This window comes from Maribacter zhoushanensis, from assembly GCF_029350975.1.
Classification (GTDB): domain Bacteria; phylum Bacteroidota; class Bacteroidia; order Flavobacteriales; family Flavobacteriaceae; genus Maribacter; species Maribacter zhoushanensis.
In genome coordinates, this window is record NZ_JARKMR010000013.1 from 1 (window position 1) to 18,846 (window position 18,846).

Sequence of the window (18,846 nt, forward strand, 5' to 3'; positions counted from 1 at the left end):
TGATAGGGATTTCTTTAAACCCTTTCCTGAGATCAAAAGGCGTTACCTTTACTACTACTACTACTACTACTACTACTACTACTACTACTACTACTACTACTACTACTACTGAAATTGTTTAGTCATCTTAGTTATGATACCTTCATTTTACAGAGTAATATGGATGGTTATATAATTAACTATTGATAGTTGTTATAAACTTTGGATTTCTATATCTAGTCTAATTGGGATAGTATTTAATCAGATAATACTAAGATATATAGCACAAAAAAACCTGAGATAATGATTTCTCAGGTTTTATTGATCTTAATATTTTTTGAAAAGGAATTAATCTCTGTTTATATCGAAAATAACACCTTCTATCTGCATTTGAGATATTTCGTTTTTAGAATAACCATAAGTTATTTCAGAGTAGTTTTCCGCTTTATCAATTTTGTACAGTCTTGATTTTTTGGAAATTTCATAATCGTTTAATGAAAGGTATAAACTATCTGTAGTAACTTTTTCAAGTCTCATAGTAGAATAATTACCATTGTCAGCTTTGTATTCATATATATCACCCACTAATGGTTCTGATAGATAGCGTTGTGTATTTTCTTTATCTTTTCCACTGGAATATACACCAAAAGCTATCAATAACGCTAAGATTAATAGTCCTGAAAATTGCCAAATTGGTCCTTTAGCTTCTCCTTTAATATTTTTATACTGCATTTTAAGCGCTTCTGGCATTTGCTTTGGCGATAACGTTTCTTTACAGTGTGTACAGTAAGAAGTTCCGCTTTTGCCTATTGGAAATACAGGTATCCAGAACACGTGTGCATGTCTTCTGTAAATGTTAATATATATAGTATCTTGGTTATTACAATGCTGACAAGTTATATTTCTTGTCTTTACGGAATCAAGGTTAGCTGATCCAGTGCCGAAAAAAATCATATGGTTAGGTTTTATTATTAAGTAAATATATAACGTCGTTATATTTTACCTATTGCTTACTTTACCATTAACTACAATAAATCAGGTAATTATGATTGTAATTATACCGTTATAGAATCCGAGACAATATTTTTTATAATCATTTTTGCATGAATTCTAGAGTTTTCGATAAACCACTTATGTGTTTCCATTCCACCACAAATGACACCTGCCAAGTAGAGTCCTTCAATGTTTGTTTCCATAGTTTTGGGATTGTATTCAGGTAGTTTTTTCTCATCATTGCTGATGTTTATTCCTAATTTTTGTAAGAAATCAAAATTAGGTTTGTATCCCGTTAATGCCAATACAAAATCATTTGGTATTTCTACTTCTTCATTATCTGTAACTAAAGTAATGGCTTCTTTTGTAATTGATTTAACAGTAGTATTAAAATAAGCCTTAATACTTCCTTCTTCAATACGGTTAATGATATCTGGTCTTACCCAGTATTTTACTCTTTTGCCCACTTCTGGTCCACGTATTATTAAAGATACTTCAGCTCCTTTCCTATAGCATTCTAAGGCAGCATCAATGGCGGAGTTACTTGCACCGATAACTGCTACTTTCTGACCTGAATAATAATGTGGGTTATCATAATAATGTACTACCTTCTCTAAATCTTCTCCGGGAACATTTAATAAATTAGGAATATCATAGAATCCTGTAGCTACTACAATTTGTTTTGAAGTGTAGGCATTCTTATTTGTTGTTATAGAAAACGCACCATTATTTTTCTGAACATTATCTACTTTTTCAAATAGATGCATATTCAGTTTATTGGAAGTGACGATACGGCGGTAGTATTCTAAAGCTTCATCTCTTTTTGGTTTGGCTTCATTACTAATAAACGGAATTTCATCAATTTCTAATTTTTCGGAGGAAGAGAAAAATTGCATGTTGCTAGGATAGTGAAAAAGAGAATTTACAATAGGACCTTTTTCAATAATAAGATATGAAAGTCCATTTTTCTTTGCTTCTAAACCGCATGCAATACCAATTGGTCCTCCGCCAACAATTACAATATCAAATTCTGTGTTCATCCCTTTAATTCTTTTATGGTGTTGCTAGGGTTATCACTTTTAAAAACAAAGCTACCCGCAACTAAAATATCAGCACCAGCATCAACCAATTTTTGTGAGTTGGCAGTGGTTACACCACCATCAATCTCAATTAAGGCAGTTGAATTTTTTCTAGTAATCAATTCTTTTGCCTGTTTTATTTTTTCATAAGTATTATCTATAAAAGATTGCCCGCCAAAACCTGGGTTAACACTCATGATCAATACCAAATCTATATCTTGAATAATATCTTCTAATAGCATTACATTGGTATGAGGGTTCAGGGCAACGCCTGCTTTCATTCCTAAAGCTTTAATTGCTTGTATGGTTCTATGTAAATGAGTGCATGCTTCATAATGTACGGTTAGAATATGAGCACCTAAATTAGCAAATTCCTCAAGGTATCTATCAGGGTCTACAATCATTAAATGCACGTCTAAAGGCTTAGTTGCATATTTATGTATTGCTTTAACGACAGGCATTCCATAAGATATATTTGGAACAAACACTCCGTCCATAACATCTATATGGTGATAGGTAGCCTCACTGGCGTTTACCATTTCTACATCTCGTTGTAGATTTCCAAAGTCTGCTGCTAAAAGTGATGGCGCTATTCTTGCCTTTTTCATTATATAAAACCTTTATAATTCAACACAAAAATACGGATTTGTATTTCGTTCAACAGTTGTTTTTAAATTTTGCTTTAACTCTATTTAGTCAATTTCAGTACCACCATTTTTTATAAGAATAGAATTTACTTTTAACTTGTATTGCTGAAAAATAGCGTTCAACTTGTTCAATTCAATATCCAATTCTGCCGATAACTCTTCGTAAACTTTATAAGCTCCATTTGTAGGTTTTGCTTCTCCTGATTCTACACTTCTTCTTAATGAGGCCAATCTATTGTTTAACTTTATAGGGAAGTTTAAAGGATCCTGTCCCGATTGGTTTTTAACTTGATATAGCGCTTCTTCAACTTCGATTAACTCGTTAAAGAAGGGTGTAATCTCTGTTTCAAACTCGTTAATGTTATCTTTTGCATTACCCAGCGATTTCTTGATTTCACGGATTTTAATAACCGCTTCATTCGCAGCTGTTGTCTTACTCATTATTTTGTTCGATAGTTCAAACTGCTTGTCTAAATCATCTTTGGTGATACCTTTTAGGTTTGGATCCATTTCAATATTAAATGCATAGGTTTTTTCATAATCACCAGATTTCATTTTTACTTTATAAGTTCCTAAAGGTGCTTTTGGTCCACGTGCCGGTCTTGCACTCCATATTATCATTCCTTCAAAAGTAGTAGCACCTTGATATCTCATGTCCCATGTAAAATTGTTAATTCCTTTTGCAGTGGTTGGTTTTGTGGATCCACCTTTTAACCAATAAGGTATATTGGGGTCTACTTCGTATTTAGGTTTGCTGCCGGTAAATGTATTTATTAGTTGATCATTGACGTCATAGATTTCAAAAGTGATAGTGTCTTTTTCTTCCTTTAAATAATATTGAATAGAAGCATTTGTCAACCCTCTTAAAGCATTTGTTGGTTTAAAAAGTACGGCTTCTTGATCTTCCATTTCAGAAGTGTATTGTCTTAAGGGCTGAATGTCATCAAGAATCCAGAACCCTCTACCGTGGGTTCCTAAAACTACATCATTATCTTTTACGACTAAATCCCTAATCGGTGTATCTGGTAATTCCAATTGAAGACTTTGCCATAATTCGCCGTCGTTCATGGAGAAATATACTCCGTGTTCGGTTGCTAAAAAAAGAAGACCTTCTCTAACGGGGTCTTCGCGAACCGCTCTTGCAAAATGCCCATCTTCTATTCCGTTAATAATTTTTGTCCAAGTTTTTCCATAGTCATGTGTTTTAAAAACATAAGGTTGTCTATCATCTACTTGGTATCTATTTGCCGCAACGTATAATGTTCCTGGATTGTGAATTGACTCATCAATGATACTGACTCTAGAAAATTTTGGTAACTCTTTAGGTGTAATATCCGACCAATTTTCACCTCCATCCCTAGTAATATATATTTTACCATCATCTGAACCTGCCCATATGGTATTAATGTCGTGGTTAGATGGAGCAAGAGCAAAGACAGTAGCGTAAATTTCAGGTCCGTTCATATCCATGGTAATAATACCTCCTGTTTTACCTAATGTAGATGGATCTGCATACGTTAAATCTGGACTGATTTTTTCCCAAGATTGTCCATCGTCCGTGGTTTTCCAAACATGTTGTGAGCACGTGTACATGACATTATCATCTTTTGGGGCAAACATAATAGGGAAAGTCCATTGCCAACGTTCTGGTAAAGCGCTAGCAGGCTCGCCAGAGAAAAATCTTGGATACACCTGTATATCTCTAGATTGACCATTACTTCTGTCATAACGTGTTAATAGCGCACCTTGACTACCGGCATAAAATATATCTAAATTAGTTGGGTGCTGAGTAATCCAACCGCTTTCTCCACCACCAACTGCATATGCCCAACCATCACCTTGACCTCTTGCCTGCATGTGTTCCCATCCGTCACTTGGTACGGCAATGGTACTATTGTCTTGTTGTGCACCTGCCACATGGTAAGGTATATCGTTGGTGGTCATGACATGATACAACTGAGTAGTAGTGTAATCTTCTTCTGTCCAAGATTTTCCACCGTTTAAACTAACAACTCCACCGCCATCATTTGAAGAAATCATTCTGTCAGAATTATTAGGGTCTATCCATAAATCATGATTATCTCCGTGAGGAACTTTGATTTTGGTATCAAATGTTTCGCCTCCGTCCGTAGATTTCCAAAAATTTACATTTAGTCCGTAAACGATATCTTTATCCAATGGGTCGGCATAAATTCTAGAATAGTAAAATGCACGTTGCCTCAGTTTGCGTTCATCATTAGTTTTTTTCCAAGTTTTACCTGCATCATCTGAACGAAAAACTCCGCCTTCATTAGCTTCAACAATTGCCCAAACACGATTGGAATCTGCCGGAGATACGGTTACCCCAATTTTACCTAATGGACCTTCTGGCATACCTGGGTTTTTTGAAAGATCTGTCCAAGTTTCTCCGGCATCAGTAGACTTCCATAGTTTACAATCTGGACCGCCGCCCCACATTTTCCAAGCTTTACGTTGCACTTGCCAAGTACTGGCATATAATACATTTGGGTTGTTGCGATCAATAATCAAGTCTACAGCACCAGCCTTATCACTAACATAAAGTGTTTTGTTCCATGTAGTACCACCATCAGTACTTTTAAAAACACCACGTTCTTCATTATCGCCATATGGATGACCCAAAGCTGCAACATATACAATATCAGGATTTGTAGGATGAATTCTAATTCTAGAAACCGCCTGTGTTTCTTCTAATCCTAAGTGCTTCCATGTTTCACCGGCATCAATTGATTTGTAAACGCCGTCACCTTGCGTAATACTACCTCGTAATTGTACTTCTCCCATGCCAATATAGACGATATCAGGATTTGTTTCGGCTACGGCCACAGCGCCAACAGAAGAGCTAGTTATTTGACCATCTGTAACTGGTTTCCATTCATTACCACCATCGGTAGTTTTCCATAACCCACCACCAGTTGCTCCAAAATAATATTCATTGGGCCTACTAGGGCTACCGGCTGATCCTAATGAACGTCCACCGCGAACAGGTCCAATATTGCGCCATTCTAAATTATCATAAAACGCTTTGTTGAGTGTAGTTTGCGAGTTGGCTTTTTTATTCTTTTTCTTTTGAGCATGCAAAGAGCTGCAAATAAATAAAAAGGAAAAAATAAAGACGAGAAGTGATTTTGAGTTCATACTAGTTGTTGTTTGGTAGGTGGATTTATTAATTATTAGCTTGAAAATAATAATTTAATCTACCAATAATGAGAGATAAGAAAACTTTAACGAGGTAAGAACTTATTTAATATCGTAAGTGTATTAAATGAAGATTGTCTTAAGAATACTCTTGTAATAAACAGATTATTTTGCCATTTTAATATTTATGAAATGCAGCAATTAAGAAATGGAGGTTTAAAATTTTTATTCTAAAAATTCTACGCCAAAACATTTAGGGAGTAACAGGTATTACTTTGTTTGTCTTAAGCCTTCATAAATAGAAATTGCAACTGCATTAGCTAAATTAAGGCTGCGGATATGTTTACTGTATAAAGGGATTTTTACAGCTTTATCCTCATTTTTATTTAAAATAGATTTAGGTAAACCAACAGATTCTTTACCGAAAACTAAAAACATATCATCTTCAAAATCAATTTCCCAATGATTTTTAGTGGCGCTGGCAGAAAAGAAAATCATTTTTTCGTCTTTATTCTGCTCAAAGAATGCATCAACATTCTCGTACATTATAACATTTAAATGCTGCCAGTAATCAAGGCCTGCTCTTTTTAAGCGTTTATCTGTAAGTTCAAACCCAAAAGGTTTTACCAAGTGCAGCGTAGAACCTGTGCCAAGCGCTAGTCTGCCAATATTTCCTGTGTTATTGGGAATTTCTGGTTCTATAAGTACAATATTAAAGCTCATTATTTTTTAAAGGATTGAAGATATAAATGTTCCACTTTTTCACGTGCCCATGGTGTTTTACGTAAAAATTTTAAGCTAGATTTTATGGAAGGATTACTCTTAAAACAGTTAATATTGACCTGACCGGCTAAATCTTCCCATGTATACTTTTCTGTAAGTTCTTCTAGAATAGTAACCAGTTTTACACCGTGCAGCGGATTGTTAGGTTGAGAATCTGAGCCCATAATTGATTTTTTATTTAGAAGTAACTACGTTTATTTTTGAAATGCAATGTACATTGACAATGCCGGAACATTAAAATTGCCATATAAGGTACGAGTACCGGTCAGGTCAAAGGTACTACCAGAAATCGCTTCTTGCCAAACTCCTTCAATTTTATAATTGATTTTTTCGTGGGATGCATTGTAGATAACCAAAATGTTTTTCCAGCTATCATTATTTGCATTGTCAACTAAGGTAAATGAAACAAGGCTATCATTTACTTCTTGAAATTTTAGATGTTCACGAACTTGTACTGCGGTTGTCATATGAAAAGCTGGATGCTCTTTTCTTAGTTTAATTAGATTTTTATAGTAGAGAAAAACATCTTTATGATCATTTTTCCAATTCCAATTTAGTTGGTTAATGCTATCTGGTAGATTATATGAATTATGTTCGCCATTTTTAGTACGCAGCATTTCTGAACCGGCATGTAAAAATGGAATCCCTTGCGATGTGAGTACAATGGCATTTGCCAATTTATCCATTGCAACTAAAGACTTGTAATCTGCATTGGGTCTTGAAATTTTTAGTTTGTCAAAAAGAGTGTGATTGTCATGACAGGATACGTAATTTATAGCTTGCCATGGTTGGTTGGTCCATGGGGCTTCAGAATAATTTACACTTTTATAATTAACTTGAGGATGGTGAATAGCACCAACGATTCCGAATTTTATAGATTCTTCGGTATTTTTAGCTCCACTTACAAAACCTAAACTTTCATCTTCAAAAACAGAACCTTTTAATCCGTCACGTAAATCATCACTAAAAGCTGCTATACTATTTAGTTGATGAGTGTACTTTTTTAATGCTCGTTTTTCTTCTGGTAGGGGAGAATCTTTGGCAGTCCATCCTTCGCCATAAAGTAGTGCATCAGGATTTATTTCTAGAACAGCTTTGGATAGTTGATTCATAGTTTCAATATCATGAATGCCCATAAGATCAAATCTAAAACCATCAATATGGTATTCTTTTGTCCAATATAAAACAGATTCAATTATAAATTTACGCATCATTGCGCGCTCAGAGGCAGTTTCGTTGCCGCAAGCAGCAGCATCTGAATAAGAACCATTTTCCCAATGCCGGTAATAATAACCAGGCACTTCTTGGTTAAAGTTAGATTCATCTGTTTTGCCGGTATGGTTATAAGCAACATCCATAATCACGCCAATACCATTATCATGAAAACTTTGAACCATTTGTTTAAATTCTTTAATGCGAACTTCTGCATTAAAAGGGTCGGTAGAAAATGACCCTTCAGGAACATTATAATTTTGAGGGTCATATCCCCAATTAAATTGTGGTGTAGTTAATTTGGTTTCATCTATGGCATAATGATCAAAAGTAGGTAAAAGGTGTACATGTGTTATGCCTAATTCTTTTAGGTGGTCAATTCCAGTAGTAATTTGGTTAGGTCCTTTAGTTCCAGGTTCAACTAAACCTAAATAAGTTCCAGGTAAAGAAGATCCTGATTGTGGGAGAATAGTCATATCTCTTATATGAAGCTCATAGATTATAGCTTCATTTTGGTAATTCAGAGGATTGGAGCTATCATTCTGCCAATTTTTAGGATTGGTTTTTTCCATGTCGATAACCATGGCTCTATTTCCGTTTACGCCAACAGCTTGAGCATAAATTCCTGGTGTTTCATTTAGCCATTTGTTATCTGATTTAACCTGAAACGTATAGTAAGTTCCGTTTAAATCTCCGTCAACGTTAATTTTCCAAATACCATGGTCGTCTTTGATTAATGAATTTTTTATATATGATTTAGAGTCGTTTCCGGTGTTATAAAATTTTAAGATTACTTCTTCAGCATTAGGAGACCAGAGTTTAAATAAGGTGGATTTTTGACTGTACTGCGGCCATAGATTTTCATTAACAGGAGTTGGGTAGCTGCTAAAGTCAGTATTATTTTTATGTTGATTACAAGAACTAAAGCACATGAAGACAATTGAAATTAGTAGTGTGTATTTCATTGGGTTGGTAATGATGCTCTAAGATAAGGAAAGAAATTTAGGAGATGTTAGTAGTTTAATTTTAGCTAAGTAAATACTAATGAAACTATTATAAATGAAAAAACTCCGGTAATCAGCCGGAGTTTATTCATCAATCAAAAAACGAACAGTCATGATAAACTGTTGTTACCGTTAAAATTACAATTAATATGCCATATTACCAATTTAGGGAATATTTAACGTGTAATTTTTATAGCTTGAACGCTGAGGGTTTTTAACCCAAATACGTTTTTAATATTTTACTTCTAGAAGTATGCTTTAAACGTCTAATTGCTTTTTCTTTAATTTGACGAACTCTTTCTCTGGTAAGATCAAAAGTTTCACCAATTTCTTCTAAGGTCATAGAATGCTGGTTAGCAAGACCAAAGTACAAACGAATAACATCTGCCTCACGAGGCGTTAATGTTTCTAAAGCACGCTCAATTTCTGTACGTAAAGACTCATGTAACAATTCTCTATCTGGATTAGGGGACTCACCACTACGAAGTACATCATAAAGGTTAGAATCTTCACCATCAATAAGAGGGGCATCCATAGATACATGTCTACCTGAGTTTTTCAATGATTGTTTTACGTCATCAACAGTCATATCCAATTCTTTCGCAATTTCTTCAGGTGAAGGCATTCTTTCGTGTGCCTGCTCAAGGAAAGCAAAAGTTTTGTTGATCTTGTTGATAGACCCAATTTTGTTCAATGGCAAACGAACGATACGAGATTGTTCTGCCAATGCTTGTAATATAGATTGACGGATCCACCATACGGCGTAGGAGATAAATTTAAATCCCCGCGTTTCGTCAAAACGCTGTGCAGCTTTGATTAGGCCAAGGTTACCCTCGTTAATCAAATCTGGCAAAGTAAGGCCTTGGTTTTGGTACTGCTTCGCAACTGAAACCACGAATCTGAGGTTGGCTTTGGTAAGTTTTTCAAGAGCGATCTGATCGCCTGCCTTGATACGTTGTGCCAACTCTACTTCTTCATCAGCGGTAATCAAGTCTACTTTTCCAATTTCTTGTAAGTACTTGTCCAAAGATGCGGTCTCCCTATTGGTGACCTGTTTTGTAATCTTAAGCTGTCTCATTAAAATAAATTAAGTTCAGTTTGCATAGACTGCATATACTTATACGTAAAAAACTTCCGAATGTTACAATTCAATCAAAAAAAGTTCATTTTTCCGTTGAACTACATAAAAAAAGCCTCGACTGATTAGTCGAGGCTTTAAGAATTACCTTACAAGAGTATTAATCTCTTCTTGGTTTTCTATCACGATTACGATCGTTTCCACGACGGTCATCTCTTCTTTTGTCATCACGTGGTGGTCTTTCAACAAAACCTTCTGGTTTTGGTAAAAGTGCTTTACGAGAAACTTTCTCTTTACGAGTACGTTTGTCTATACCGAAATACTTAACATCAAATACATCGCCCATGTTTACCACATCAGCTACATTTTCTGTACGTTCCCAAGCTAATTCACTTACGTGTAATAATACTTCATTACCTGGAGCATCCATATATTCTACAACTGCACCAAAATCAAGCATCTTAATAACTTTTACTTCGTAAACGCTACCAACCTCTGGTTTAAATAAGATAGAATCTATTTTTGCCATTACAGCATCGATACCTTTTCTACCAACACCTAAGATTTCTACGATACCTTCTTCAGTAACTGGATCTTCGTTGATAACGATAGTTGTCTCGGTTTCTTTCTGCATTTCTTGAATCACTTTTCCACCAGGTCCAATTAATGCACCAATGAATTCATTAGGAACACGTCTAGATACCATTGTAGGAGCGTGATCTTTAACATCTTCGTTAGGAGTAGAAATAGTTTCCGTAATTTTTCCTAAGATATGTAAACGACCATCACGAGCTTGTTTTAAAGCATTAACAAGAATCTCATAAGAAAGACCTTTTACTTTAATATCCATTTGGCAAGCTGTAATACCATCTGCAGTACCTGTAACTTTAAAGTCCATATCACCTAAGTGATCTTCATCACCTAAAATATCAGAAAGAACAGCGTATTTACCAGAATCGGCATCAGAAATTAATCCCATTGCAATACCAGAAACTGGTTTTTTCAATTGAACACCAGCATCCATCATTGCCATAGTACCAGCACAAACAGTAGCCATAGAAGAGGAACCGTTAGATTCTAAAATTTCTGAAACTACACGTACCGTGTATGGGCAATCTTCAGGAACCATTCCTTTCAATGCGCGTTGAGCCAAGTTACCATGACCAACCTCTCTACGAGATGTTCCACGAATAGGTCTTGCTTCACCAGTTGAAAAAGGAGGGAAGTTATAGTGTAAATAGAAACGCTCTTCACCTTCGTAAGATGGCATGTCTATTTGGTTTGCTTCTCTACTTGTACCTAAAGTAACTGTAGCTAAAGCTTGAGTTTCTCCACGAGTAAAGATAGAAGAACCGTGTGTAGAAGGTAAATAGTTCACCTCACACCAAATTGGTCTGATCTCATCAGTCTTACGACCGTCTAAACGTAAACCTTCATTTAATGTTAAATCACGTACGGCTGCCTTCTCAGCTTTGCTGTAATATTTAGAAATCAATGAGCCATAATCAGCTTGCTCTTCCTCAGAGAAAGAAGCTTTAATTTCTTCTTTGATTTCTCCAAAAGCAGCGCTACGCTCATGTTTTGCAGAACCTGCTTGAGCAACAGCATATACTTTATCGTAAGCCATGTCATGAATTTTCTTAGCTAAATCAGCATCTTCACGTTCTGGCTCGTACTCACGTACATCTTTTTTACCGAAAGCTTTTGCTAACGCTTCTTGAGCAGCACATTGAACTTTAATAGCTTCGTGTGCAAACTTAATAGCTTCGGTCATTTCTTCTTCAGAAATCTCATCCATCTCACCTTCAACCATCATTACAGAATCAGCAGAGGCACCAATCATCATATCGATGTCAGACTCTAATAATTGAGCACGAGTTGGGTTAATAACGAATTCACCGTTTACACGACCAACTCTAGCTTCAGAGATGGCACATTCAAATGGGAAATCTGATAATTGAATAGCGGCAGAAGCAGCTAAACCTGCCATTGCATCTGGCATAACGTCCTCATCATGAGACATTAATTGAATCATCACTTGAGTTTCAGAGTGATAATCTTTAGGGAATAAAGGTCGTAGTACACGATCCACTAAACGCATGGTTAATACTTCACCATCACTAGGTCTTGCCTCTCTTTTGAAGAAACCACCTGGGTAACGACCTGCAGCTGCAAATTTTTCACGGTAATCTACCGTTAGTGGAAGAAAGTCCACATCACTTTGTTTGTAGTTGGAAACAACTGTACATAATAACATACATTTTCCTGATTGAACAACAACAGAGCCGTGTGCCTGTTTTGCCAATTTTCCTGTTTCAATAGAGATTTCTCTACCGTCACCAAGGTCTATGACCTCTTTAAATACTTTTGGAATCATAAAATTCGATTAAAATTTGCATCGTGCAAATTTGTTAAACAATGGTCTTTCCGACTGAACTTTCTCTGGTCGGAGTTGTTGTGTTGTTGTGTTGACCAATGAAAAACCGTGTGTAGCTTTTTGTTCTCCTTTGCCAATAAATTTGGCTTAAACTCCAAAGGCGGGAGTATTAAAAAAGGGGATAGCTAGCTATCCCCTTTTGCAATATTATTTTCTAATACCTAGCTCTTTAATTAGCTCTCTGTATTTTACAATATCATTTTTAATCATGTAATCAAGAAGACTTCTTCTTTTACCCACGAGCTTTACTAATGAACGCTCTGTGTTGTAATCTTTATGGTTCTTTTTCAAGTGACCGGTCAAGTGATTAATTCTGTGTGTAAACAAAGCAATTTGTCCTTCTGTAGAACCTGTGTTTGTTTCGCTACCGCCGTGTTTTTTGAAAATTTCGGCTTTTACTTCTTTTGATAAATACATTCCAATATTATTTTAAATGATTTTTATGTACGTGATTGATTTTCAATCAAGCCGCAAAGGTAAGATATTTTTTGAAATGTTTAACTTAAATTTTAATAATTTAAAATCAAAAGGCATAACCATTTGGTAATGGTTCTACGTTTTCTAGGTCCTTGGCAAATTCAGCATCTAGTTCATTTGAAGAAAACCCAGTATCGATAGACCCTTTTAGTACAGCATTTGAATAACTTGTAGTATTCATATGTACTCTAATATACACTTCGGTGGTGCTATATAGGGGAATGTTGCTGCCCGATCTTGTAAACGGTTGTTCGTCTACATGGCTATGTGTCAAAATTCTTCTATAGATAAGATTGCCTTCTAAATCTATAATCTCCCACCAATCTGCATATTGGTCACATCCCGTATCTGGACTTGAGATTGTAGTATTGAACGTGTAAGCGTTTGGCTCTCCTGATATGCTTACTTCTGTAACCTGTGCGTTGAAATTAAAAATGCTCGTCGAATCTGATTCTTCGACGAGCATTTTTTCTTTATCTGTAGTACAACATAAAAACCATAGTGATAGTATTGTGGATACTAATGATTTCACGCTGTTGCTTTTTCTGATCTTACAGGTTTGTTCTGTATTAAGTCAATATATAAGTTCACTTTTTTCTTTAAATCTCTTCTGTGTGAAATGAAATCTAAAAAGCCGTGTTCCAATAAAAACTCAGATGATTGAAATCCTTCAGGTAAGTCTTTGCCTGTAGTATCTTTTACAATTCTAGGGCCGGCAAAACCTATCAACGCTCCTGGCTCTGCAATATTAATATCGCCAAGCATAGCATATGAAGCAGTTGTACCGCCAGTTGTTGGATCGGTGCATAAAGAAATGTATGGTAAGCCAGCTTCAGATAACTGAGCTAATTTAGCAGATGTTTTTGCTAATTGCATCAATGAAAGTGCTGCCTCCATCATACGTGCTCCACCAGACTTGGATATCATCATAAATGGTGCTTTCTTTTTAATAGCATAATCTATACCACGAGCAATTTTCTCACCTACCACACTACCCATAGAACCACCAATGAATTTAAAATCCATACAGCAGATTACAATATCCTTACCATAAGATTTTCCATATCCTGTTCTTACGGCATCTTTAAGTCCCGTTTTTTTCTGTGCAGCTTTTAAACGCTCACTATATTTCTTGGTGTCCTCAAATTTCAAAGGATCTTTAGAACTAAGGTTTGCATCAAGTTCAGTAAACTTATTATTATCGAACAAAATTTCGAAATATTCCTTACTGCCTATTCTTACGTGATAATCATCTTCTGGACTTACGTAAAAGTTTTTTGCAAGATCATCAGACTCCACTATTTTTCCTGTTGGCGATTTGTACCAGAGGCCTTTAGGTGTGTCTTTCTTTTCCTCAGTAGAGGTTTGTATACCTTTTTCTTTTCTTTTAAACCAAGCCGTCATATCATCCATTTTTTGGTTATCCTGTACAGTTTATAGTGTATTTACGTTGTTTAAGTCTTCAAAGGCTTTTTTCAAACGCTCAATAAAAGCAGTTTCCCCTTTTCTTAACCAAACTCTTGGGTCGTAAAATTTCTTGTTTGGCTCATCTGCACCCTTAGGGTTGCCTATTTGCGCTTGTAAGTAGTCTTTGTTGTCTTGAACATAGTCACGAACACCAGACAAAAATGCATATTGTAAATCTGTATCAATATTCATTTTAATTACACCATAGCTAATACCTTCTCTAATTTCTTCAACTGTAGATCCAGATCCACCGTGGAATACAAAATCTATATGGTTGTGCTCAACACCATATTTTTCAGAAATATACTCTTGAGAGTTTTTAAGGATTTTCGGAGTCAATTTAACGTTACCTGGCTTGTATACACCGTGTACGTTACCAAATGCAGCAGCGATAGTAAATTTAGGGCTAACTTTAGAAAGCTCTTCGTAAGCATATGCCACTTCTTCTGGCTGTGTATATAATTTAGAGTCATCTACATCAGAATTATCAACACCATCTTCTTCACCACCGGTAATACCTAATTCAATTTCTAACGTCATGTTCATTTTGCTCATGCGTTCTAAGTAACCTTTACAAATTTCAATGTTCTCTTCTAAAGGCTCTTCAGAAAGATCGATCATATGTGAACTGAACAATGATTTACCTGTTTCAGCGAAATGTTTTTCACTAGCATCTAAAAGACCGTCGATCCATGGCAATAATTTTTTAGCACAGTGATCTGTATGTAGAATTACTGTAGCTCCGTAAGCTTCTGCCAACTGGTGAACATGTTTAGCTCCTGCAACAGCACCTAAAATAGCTGCTTTTTGTCCGTCATTAGAAAGACCTTTACCAGCATTAAACTGAGCTCCACCATTAGAAAATTGTATGATAACAGGCGCATTTAAACTTGCTGCTGTCTCTAAAACACCGTTAATAGTATCTGAACCTATAACGTTTACTGCAGGTAATGCAAATCCTTTTTCTTTTGCGTAGTTGAAGATTGCTTGAACTTCATCTCCGGTTGCAACTCCCGGTTTAATATTGTGAGCCATAATTATGTTGTTGTTTGTTTCTTAAAAAAATGAAAAACAAAAGTAATAAAACAATTATATTTAAAAGGGATAGTTGATGCCTATTTGCAATACGGAGTTGGCGAAATTATAATCTCTAAACCATCTTTTGGACTGAATTTCAGCAGGGTTATAGGTTTTGAAGCCTAAATCTAGTCGAAATAAGAAGTAGGTAAAATCGTATCTTAAACCAATGCCCGTTCCTAAGGCAATATCCTTTAAAGAACTAAATCCGTCAAAAGTGGCATCAGGGTCTTCTACATTATCCAATACGTTCCATATGTTTCCTGCATCAGCAAATATGGCACCGTTAATATCGCCCGCAACAGGAAATCTATATTCTAGGTTTAAGGCCAGTTTTAAGTTTGCTTCGTTAAAATCGTTGATTGCAGATGTGCTTCCTGGACCTAATGAATAAGGAAACCAGGCCCTGTTGTCATTTGATCCACCGCCAAAATAACTACGAACAAAAGGGATGTTGTCAGAGTTGCCATAAGGTATAGCAATACCGAAAAATGCTCTTGCGGCCAATACGTTAGCTCGTTTTAAATCCCAGTATTTTACGTATTCAAACTCGTTTTTAATGTATTGTGAGAATGGTACACCAAATACCAATAACTGATCATCATCATTTTTGTTGAATGGTATAAAAGAAGAGAAAGCCGATAAAACATTACCTGCGCCTTCTATCTTCCAGCGAAATTGGTAAAAAGAATTATCTATAGGTCCGGTTCTGTTAGTCTTGTTAAAAGTGTAGTTAGATGCGAATATTAAGTTGTTCTCAGTCAATCTAATTCGTCTTTCTTCAATAGTGTTTACATCATCAAAATCATCACTTGAAGAAGAGACATCACCATCTAAAATTGCATTTGTGAATCCTGTAGTACCTGACGGAATTATTAAGTTAAGTTCATCGTCACTATCACCTGTTTCAAAATATGAAGCTAATTCAGGATAAAGTGTCGCATCTTCGTAAGAGTCTGCAATATCATCTAGAATTTCATAAGTATTGGTGTAAACATTATAGAACCTGTTGCTATTTACGTTTCTGACAAATTGAATGTTCAATAGTTCAACATCATGATTTACAAAATCACTAGGTACCCAATTGTAGCCTAAAACGGTATTGAAAGTTTGTTTATCAAGACCTATATTGTTCTGGAAATTTGTACCAATAGCAATTCTTGTTTTAGGTAAAGTATAGTTAGGTATAATTCTAGAAGTGTTTATAAATGGAAACCAAATTCTGGGAAAATCTAACGCAATGTCTCCGCCAAATTCAGAAAAGTAATTAGCTTCAAAAGTATTACTGCTAAGAAGGCCATATGATCCATTTGCAGAGATACTTAAGTTTTCTGCACCTTTGAAAATGTTTCTTATAAGTAAAGTGGTACCCAAACCGACACCTAACCTGCGTAGGTTAGACCGGCTAACTTCAAAATTGGTGCCCAAAGCATATTTTGTTTTTGGTGCTAGGTAAATGTTTGTATTCACTTTATTACCTATAGAATCAGCTTCAAAAATGATATTTGGATATTTAAATACGTTCAATGCATTTAACTGTCTAGATGTTCTGATCTTGTCTACATCTCTATAGATGCTATCTTTTTTAAAAAAAATGGCATTGGCTAAAGTCTTTGGCTTAATATCAAAATTCTTTGAATAATGAATGGTGTAGTCTCGGTAATCTATGGTGTACAGTGAATCTTGTGAATTTGTAGAAAGGTAGTCTGTGTAAATATGTATTTTATTGATTTTTTCTACTTTATACGCAGATGTGGTCACTTCATTTTCTCCTCTAGTTTTTAAATCGCCAATATTTAAAGTGATGTTCATTTGCTGGTCGTCAGCAGCTTTTATGGTATCTCTTAAAATATCAAAAGTAATTGAGCTTTCTTGAAAGTTACGTATGCCACTATTTCTGAAAATACCGGTTAATCTTTCACGTTCGTTATTGAAATTATTTAAATCGAACTGTTGTCCTTCTTTTATTAGAGATTGTGCAGCATTTAAAAAGTATAAGGAGTCTATTGCTGTAGATGAAATATTATTGCCGAGCGAATCTATCATATATGGGTCGCCAAGTTCTATATGATAATTGACTTTAGCTTTTTTGTACTTAGAACTATCAATTTCATAGGTAGTGTTATTGGTAAAGTAGCCTTTGCTTTGATAGTACGCACTAAGCTTTGCTAAGCTTAATCGTGTTTTAGTAGTGTCTAAAATAGTGGGTTCTTCTCCTATATCCTTTAACCAATTACTGAGTCCCTTCACTACAAATGATTCGCCTAGGCGTTCCACTTGTTTTTCTGAAAGTAGTTTGTCAAGTCTCTTTTTTCTATTCTCTTTTCGGTATAACCATGCATTGTAAGATGAGTCTGGATTTTCTTTTGCAAGGTTGTAGAGATTAAGTCTAAGTGGATAGCCTAATACTGTAGAATTAGATTTTTGGTAGATGAGACTTTCCAATTCTTCATTGTTCACTTTAATAGAATCAGCATAAATGGCGTTTTTTATCACCAAGTATTCATCTTCCTCAACTTTTTTTAATGAGTTGCAGGATAGCAAGACTATTGCCAATAGGGATAATAAGCTTAATTTAGCCATGTTGTTTTTGGAGCAAAGTGCCATCCTCATAGAAATCAAAAATACATTATTTGAATGGTTGTCAAAAGTGAATTGAAACTTATCAAAAGTCTACAGCAAAAAAAGTGCCGAAATGAGCACGGACTATTTGTTGTAGAAGGAAAAAAGACAGTGGAGGAAGTAGTAAATTCTGACATGAAGATATATAAACTTTTTGCTGTTGATACTACAACTTTAGAAGTAGGTGGTATACATGTTGAAAAAGTAACCGCTAGGGAGCTCAATCAAATGAGCAGTCTTAAAAATCCTAATGGATATCTTGGTGTGTTTTATATTCCAAAACCAACCGAAAAAATAACTTCTGATTGGATATTGACGCTTGATGGCGTGCAAGATCCAGGAAATTTAGGAACAATTATTAGACTTTGTGATTGGTTTGGTATAAGTGATATTGTTTGTTCTAAGGATACTGTAGACTGCTATAATTCAAAAGTGCTTCAAGCTACTATGGGTTCTGTCACTAGGGTAAATATTCAATATACGGATCTTGATGTATTTTTGTCAACAACGAAGTTGCCTGTTTATGGAACTTTTATGAATGGTGAAAACGTAAATACAACACAGTTGCCAGTAAAGGGAATTATGATTATGGGCAATGAAGGTAAGGGTGTTTCTGCTGCTGTGGCTAAACTATGTACAGATAGATTGGCAATACCACAATTTGGCGACGTTACTACAGAAAGTTTAAACGTTGCATCTGCAACCGCTATTCTACTACACGAAATTAGAAAGTAGTTAGGTCCTGTAATTCAAAAAAATTAATTTTTGCTAATTGCTAATTGCTAATTGCTAATTGCTAATTGCTAATTGCTAATTGCTAATTGCTAATTGCTAA

Annotated in this window: 15 protein-coding genes; 1 reads left to right on the forward strand and 14 read right to left on the reverse strand. The window is 35.3% G+C overall.

Annotated elements, in window-relative coordinates; all coding sequences use genetic code 11:
* Positions 1 to 327: 327 nt before the first annotated feature.
* From PXD56_RS18440 to tamL, 14 genes are all read right to left on the reverse strand, one after another.
* The gene (locus PXD56_RS18440; RefSeq protein ID WP_276494796.1) at positions 328 to 933 is read right to left on the reverse strand and encodes a hypothetical protein; all 606 of its coding nucleotides are present in this window, start codon (positions 931 to 933) and stop codon (positions 328 to 330) included.
* Positions 934 to 1,034: 101 nt separating this feature from the next.
* The gene (locus tag PXD56_RS18445; protein ID WP_276494797.1) at positions 1,035 to 2,012 is read right to left on the reverse strand and encodes a YpdA family putative bacillithiol disulfide reductase; all 978 of its coding nucleotides are present in this window, start codon (positions 2,010 to 2,012) and stop codon (positions 1,035 to 1,037) included.
* On the reverse strand, positions 2,009 to 2,659 hold the full coding sequence (rpe, locus tag PXD56_RS18450; protein WP_276494798.1) for a ribulose-phosphate 3-epimerase: 651 nt from the start codon (positions 2,657 to 2,659) through the stop codon (positions 2,009 to 2,011). The genes PXD56_RS18445 and rpe overlap by 4 nt, the downstream gene beginning before the upstream one ends.
* Positions 2,660 to 2,743: 84 nt before the next feature.
* A complete protein-coding gene (locus PXD56_RS18455) occupies positions 2,744 to 5,854 on the reverse strand; it encodes a VPS10 domain-containing protein (RefSeq protein ID WP_276494799.1) in 3,111 nt (1,036 codons plus the stop codon).
* A 270-nt stretch (positions 5,855 to 6,124) separates the two neighbouring features.
* Complete coding sequence (locus PXD56_RS18460; protein ID WP_276494800.1) at positions 6,125 to 6,577, reverse strand: tRNA (cytidine(34)-2'-O)-methyltransferase; 453 nt, start codon at positions 6,575 to 6,577, stop codon at positions 6,125 to 6,127.
* Positions 6,577 to 6,801, reverse strand: coding sequence for a VF530 family protein (locus tag PXD56_RS18465; protein WP_276494801.1), 225 nt, complete (start codon positions 6,799 to 6,801; stop codon positions 6,577 to 6,579). The genes PXD56_RS18460 and PXD56_RS18465 overlap by 1 nt, the downstream gene beginning before the upstream one ends.
* Before the next feature lie 30 nt (positions 6,802 to 6,831).
* The gene (pulA, locus tag PXD56_RS18470) at positions 6,832 to 8,814 is read right to left on the reverse strand and encodes a type I pullulanase (RefSeq protein WP_276494802.1); all 1,983 of its coding nucleotides are present in this window, start codon (positions 8,812 to 8,814) and stop codon (positions 6,832 to 6,834) included.
* A 253-nt stretch (positions 8,815 to 9,067) separates the two neighbouring features.
* A complete protein-coding gene (locus PXD56_RS18475) occupies positions 9,068 to 9,931 on the reverse strand; it encodes a sigma-70 family RNA polymerase sigma factor (RefSeq protein ID WP_036156158.1) in 864 nt (287 codons plus the stop codon).
* A gap of 160 nt (positions 9,932 to 10,091) precedes the next feature.
* On the reverse strand, positions 10,092 to 12,308 hold the full coding sequence (locus PXD56_RS18480; RefSeq protein ID WP_276494803.1) for a polyribonucleotide nucleotidyltransferase: 2,217 nt from the start codon (positions 12,306 to 12,308) through the stop codon (positions 10,092 to 10,094).
* A gap of 207 nt (positions 12,309 to 12,515) precedes the next feature.
* On the reverse strand, positions 12,516 to 12,785 hold the full coding sequence (gene rpsO, locus PXD56_RS18485; RefSeq protein ID WP_036156156.1) for a 30S ribosomal protein S15: 270 nt from the start codon (positions 12,783 to 12,785) through the stop codon (positions 12,516 to 12,518).
* Positions 12,786 to 12,891: 106 nt separating this feature from the next.
* On the reverse strand, positions 12,892 to 13,377 hold the full coding sequence (locus PXD56_RS18490; RefSeq protein ID WP_276494804.1) for a hypothetical protein: 486 nt from the start codon (positions 13,375 to 13,377) through the stop codon (positions 12,892 to 12,894).
* Positions 13,374 to 14,249 (reverse strand): acetyl-CoA carboxylase, carboxyltransferase subunit beta, encoded by an 876-nt coding sequence (accD, locus tag PXD56_RS18495; protein ID WP_276494808.1) that lies wholly within the window; start codon positions 14,247 to 14,249, stop codon positions 13,374 to 13,376. Before accD ends, PXD56_RS18490 begins: the two co-directional genes overlap by 4 nt.
* Positions 14,250 to 14,279: 30 nt before the next feature.
* The gene (gene fbaA / locus PXD56_RS18500) at positions 14,280 to 15,347 is read right to left on the reverse strand and encodes a class II fructose-bisphosphate aldolase (protein WP_276494805.1); all 1,068 of its coding nucleotides are present in this window, start codon (positions 15,345 to 15,347) and stop codon (positions 14,280 to 14,282) included.
* A 60-nt stretch (positions 15,348 to 15,407) separates the two neighbouring features.
* A complete protein-coding gene (tamL, locus tag PXD56_RS18505; RefSeq protein WP_276494806.1) occupies positions 15,408 to 17,972 on the reverse strand; it encodes a translocation and assembly module lipoprotein TamL in 2,565 nt (854 codons plus the stop codon).
* A gap of 54 nt (positions 17,973 to 18,026) precedes the next feature.
* Here tamL and PXD56_RS18510 point away from each other — a divergent pair, with 54 nt between their 5' ends.
* Positions 18,027 to 18,746, forward strand: coding sequence for a TrmH family RNA methyltransferase (locus PXD56_RS18510; protein ID WP_276494807.1), 720 nt, complete (start codon positions 18,027 to 18,029; stop codon positions 18,744 to 18,746).
* Positions 18,747 to 18,846 lie beyond the last annotated feature (100 nt).

What these genes read in the sequence shown, in the direction of transcription:
- rpe (WP_276494798.1), bottom strand. Translation starts at nt 2,659, where the DNA reads ATGAAAAAGGCAAGAATAGCGCCATCACTTTTAGCAGCAGACTTTGGA.
- accD (WP_276494808.1), bottom strand. Translation starts at nt 14,249, where the DNA reads ATGACGGCTTGGTTTAAAAGAAAAGAAAAAGGTATACAAACCTCTACT.
- PXD56_RS18480 (WP_276494803.1), bottom strand. Translation starts at nt 12,308, where the DNA reads ATGATTCCAAAAGTATTTAAAGAGGTCATAGACCTTGGTGACGGTAGA.
- PXD56_RS18465 (WP_276494801.1), bottom strand. Translation starts at nt 6,801, where the DNA reads ATGGGCTCAGATTCTCAACCTAACAATCCGCTGCACGGTGTAAAACTG.
- PXD56_RS18445 (WP_276494797.1), bottom strand. Translation starts at nt 2,012, where the DNA reads ATGAACACAGAATTTGATATTGTAATTGTTGGCGGAGGACCAATTGGT.
- PXD56_RS18475 (WP_036156158.1), bottom strand. Translation starts at nt 9,931, where the DNA reads ATGAGACAGCTTAAGATTACAAAACAGGTCACCAATAGGGAGACCGCA.
- fbaA (WP_276494805.1), bottom strand. Translation starts at nt 15,347, where the DNA reads ATGGCTCACAATATTAAACCGGGAGTTGCAACCGGAGATGAAGTTCAA.
- PXD56_RS18460 (WP_276494800.1), bottom strand. Translation starts at nt 6,577, where the DNA reads ATGAGCTTTAATATTGTACTTATAGAACCAGAAATTCCCAATAACACA.
- PXD56_RS18440 (WP_276494796.1), bottom strand. Translation starts at nt 933, where the DNA reads ATGATTTTTTTCGGCACTGGATCAGCTAACCTTGATTCCGTAAAGACA.
- pulA (WP_276494802.1), bottom strand. Translation starts at nt 8,814, where the DNA reads ATGAAATACACACTACTAATTTCAATTGTCTTCATGTGCTTTAGTTCT.
- PXD56_RS18510 (WP_276494807.1), top strand. Translation starts at nt 18,027, where the DNA reads ATGGTTGTCAAAAGTGAATTGAAACTTATCAAAAGTCTACAGCAAAAA.
- PXD56_RS18455 (WP_276494799.1), bottom strand. Translation starts at nt 5,854, where the DNA reads ATGAACTCAAAATCACTTCTCGTCTTTATTTTTTCCTTTTTATTTATT.
- rpsO (WP_036156156.1), bottom strand. Translation starts at nt 12,785, where the DNA reads ATGTATTTATCAAAAGAAGTAAAAGCCGAAATTTTCAAAAAACACGGC.
- tamL (WP_276494806.1), bottom strand. Translation starts at nt 17,972, where the DNA reads ATGGCTAAATTAAGCTTATTATCCCTATTGGCAATAGTCTTGCTATCC.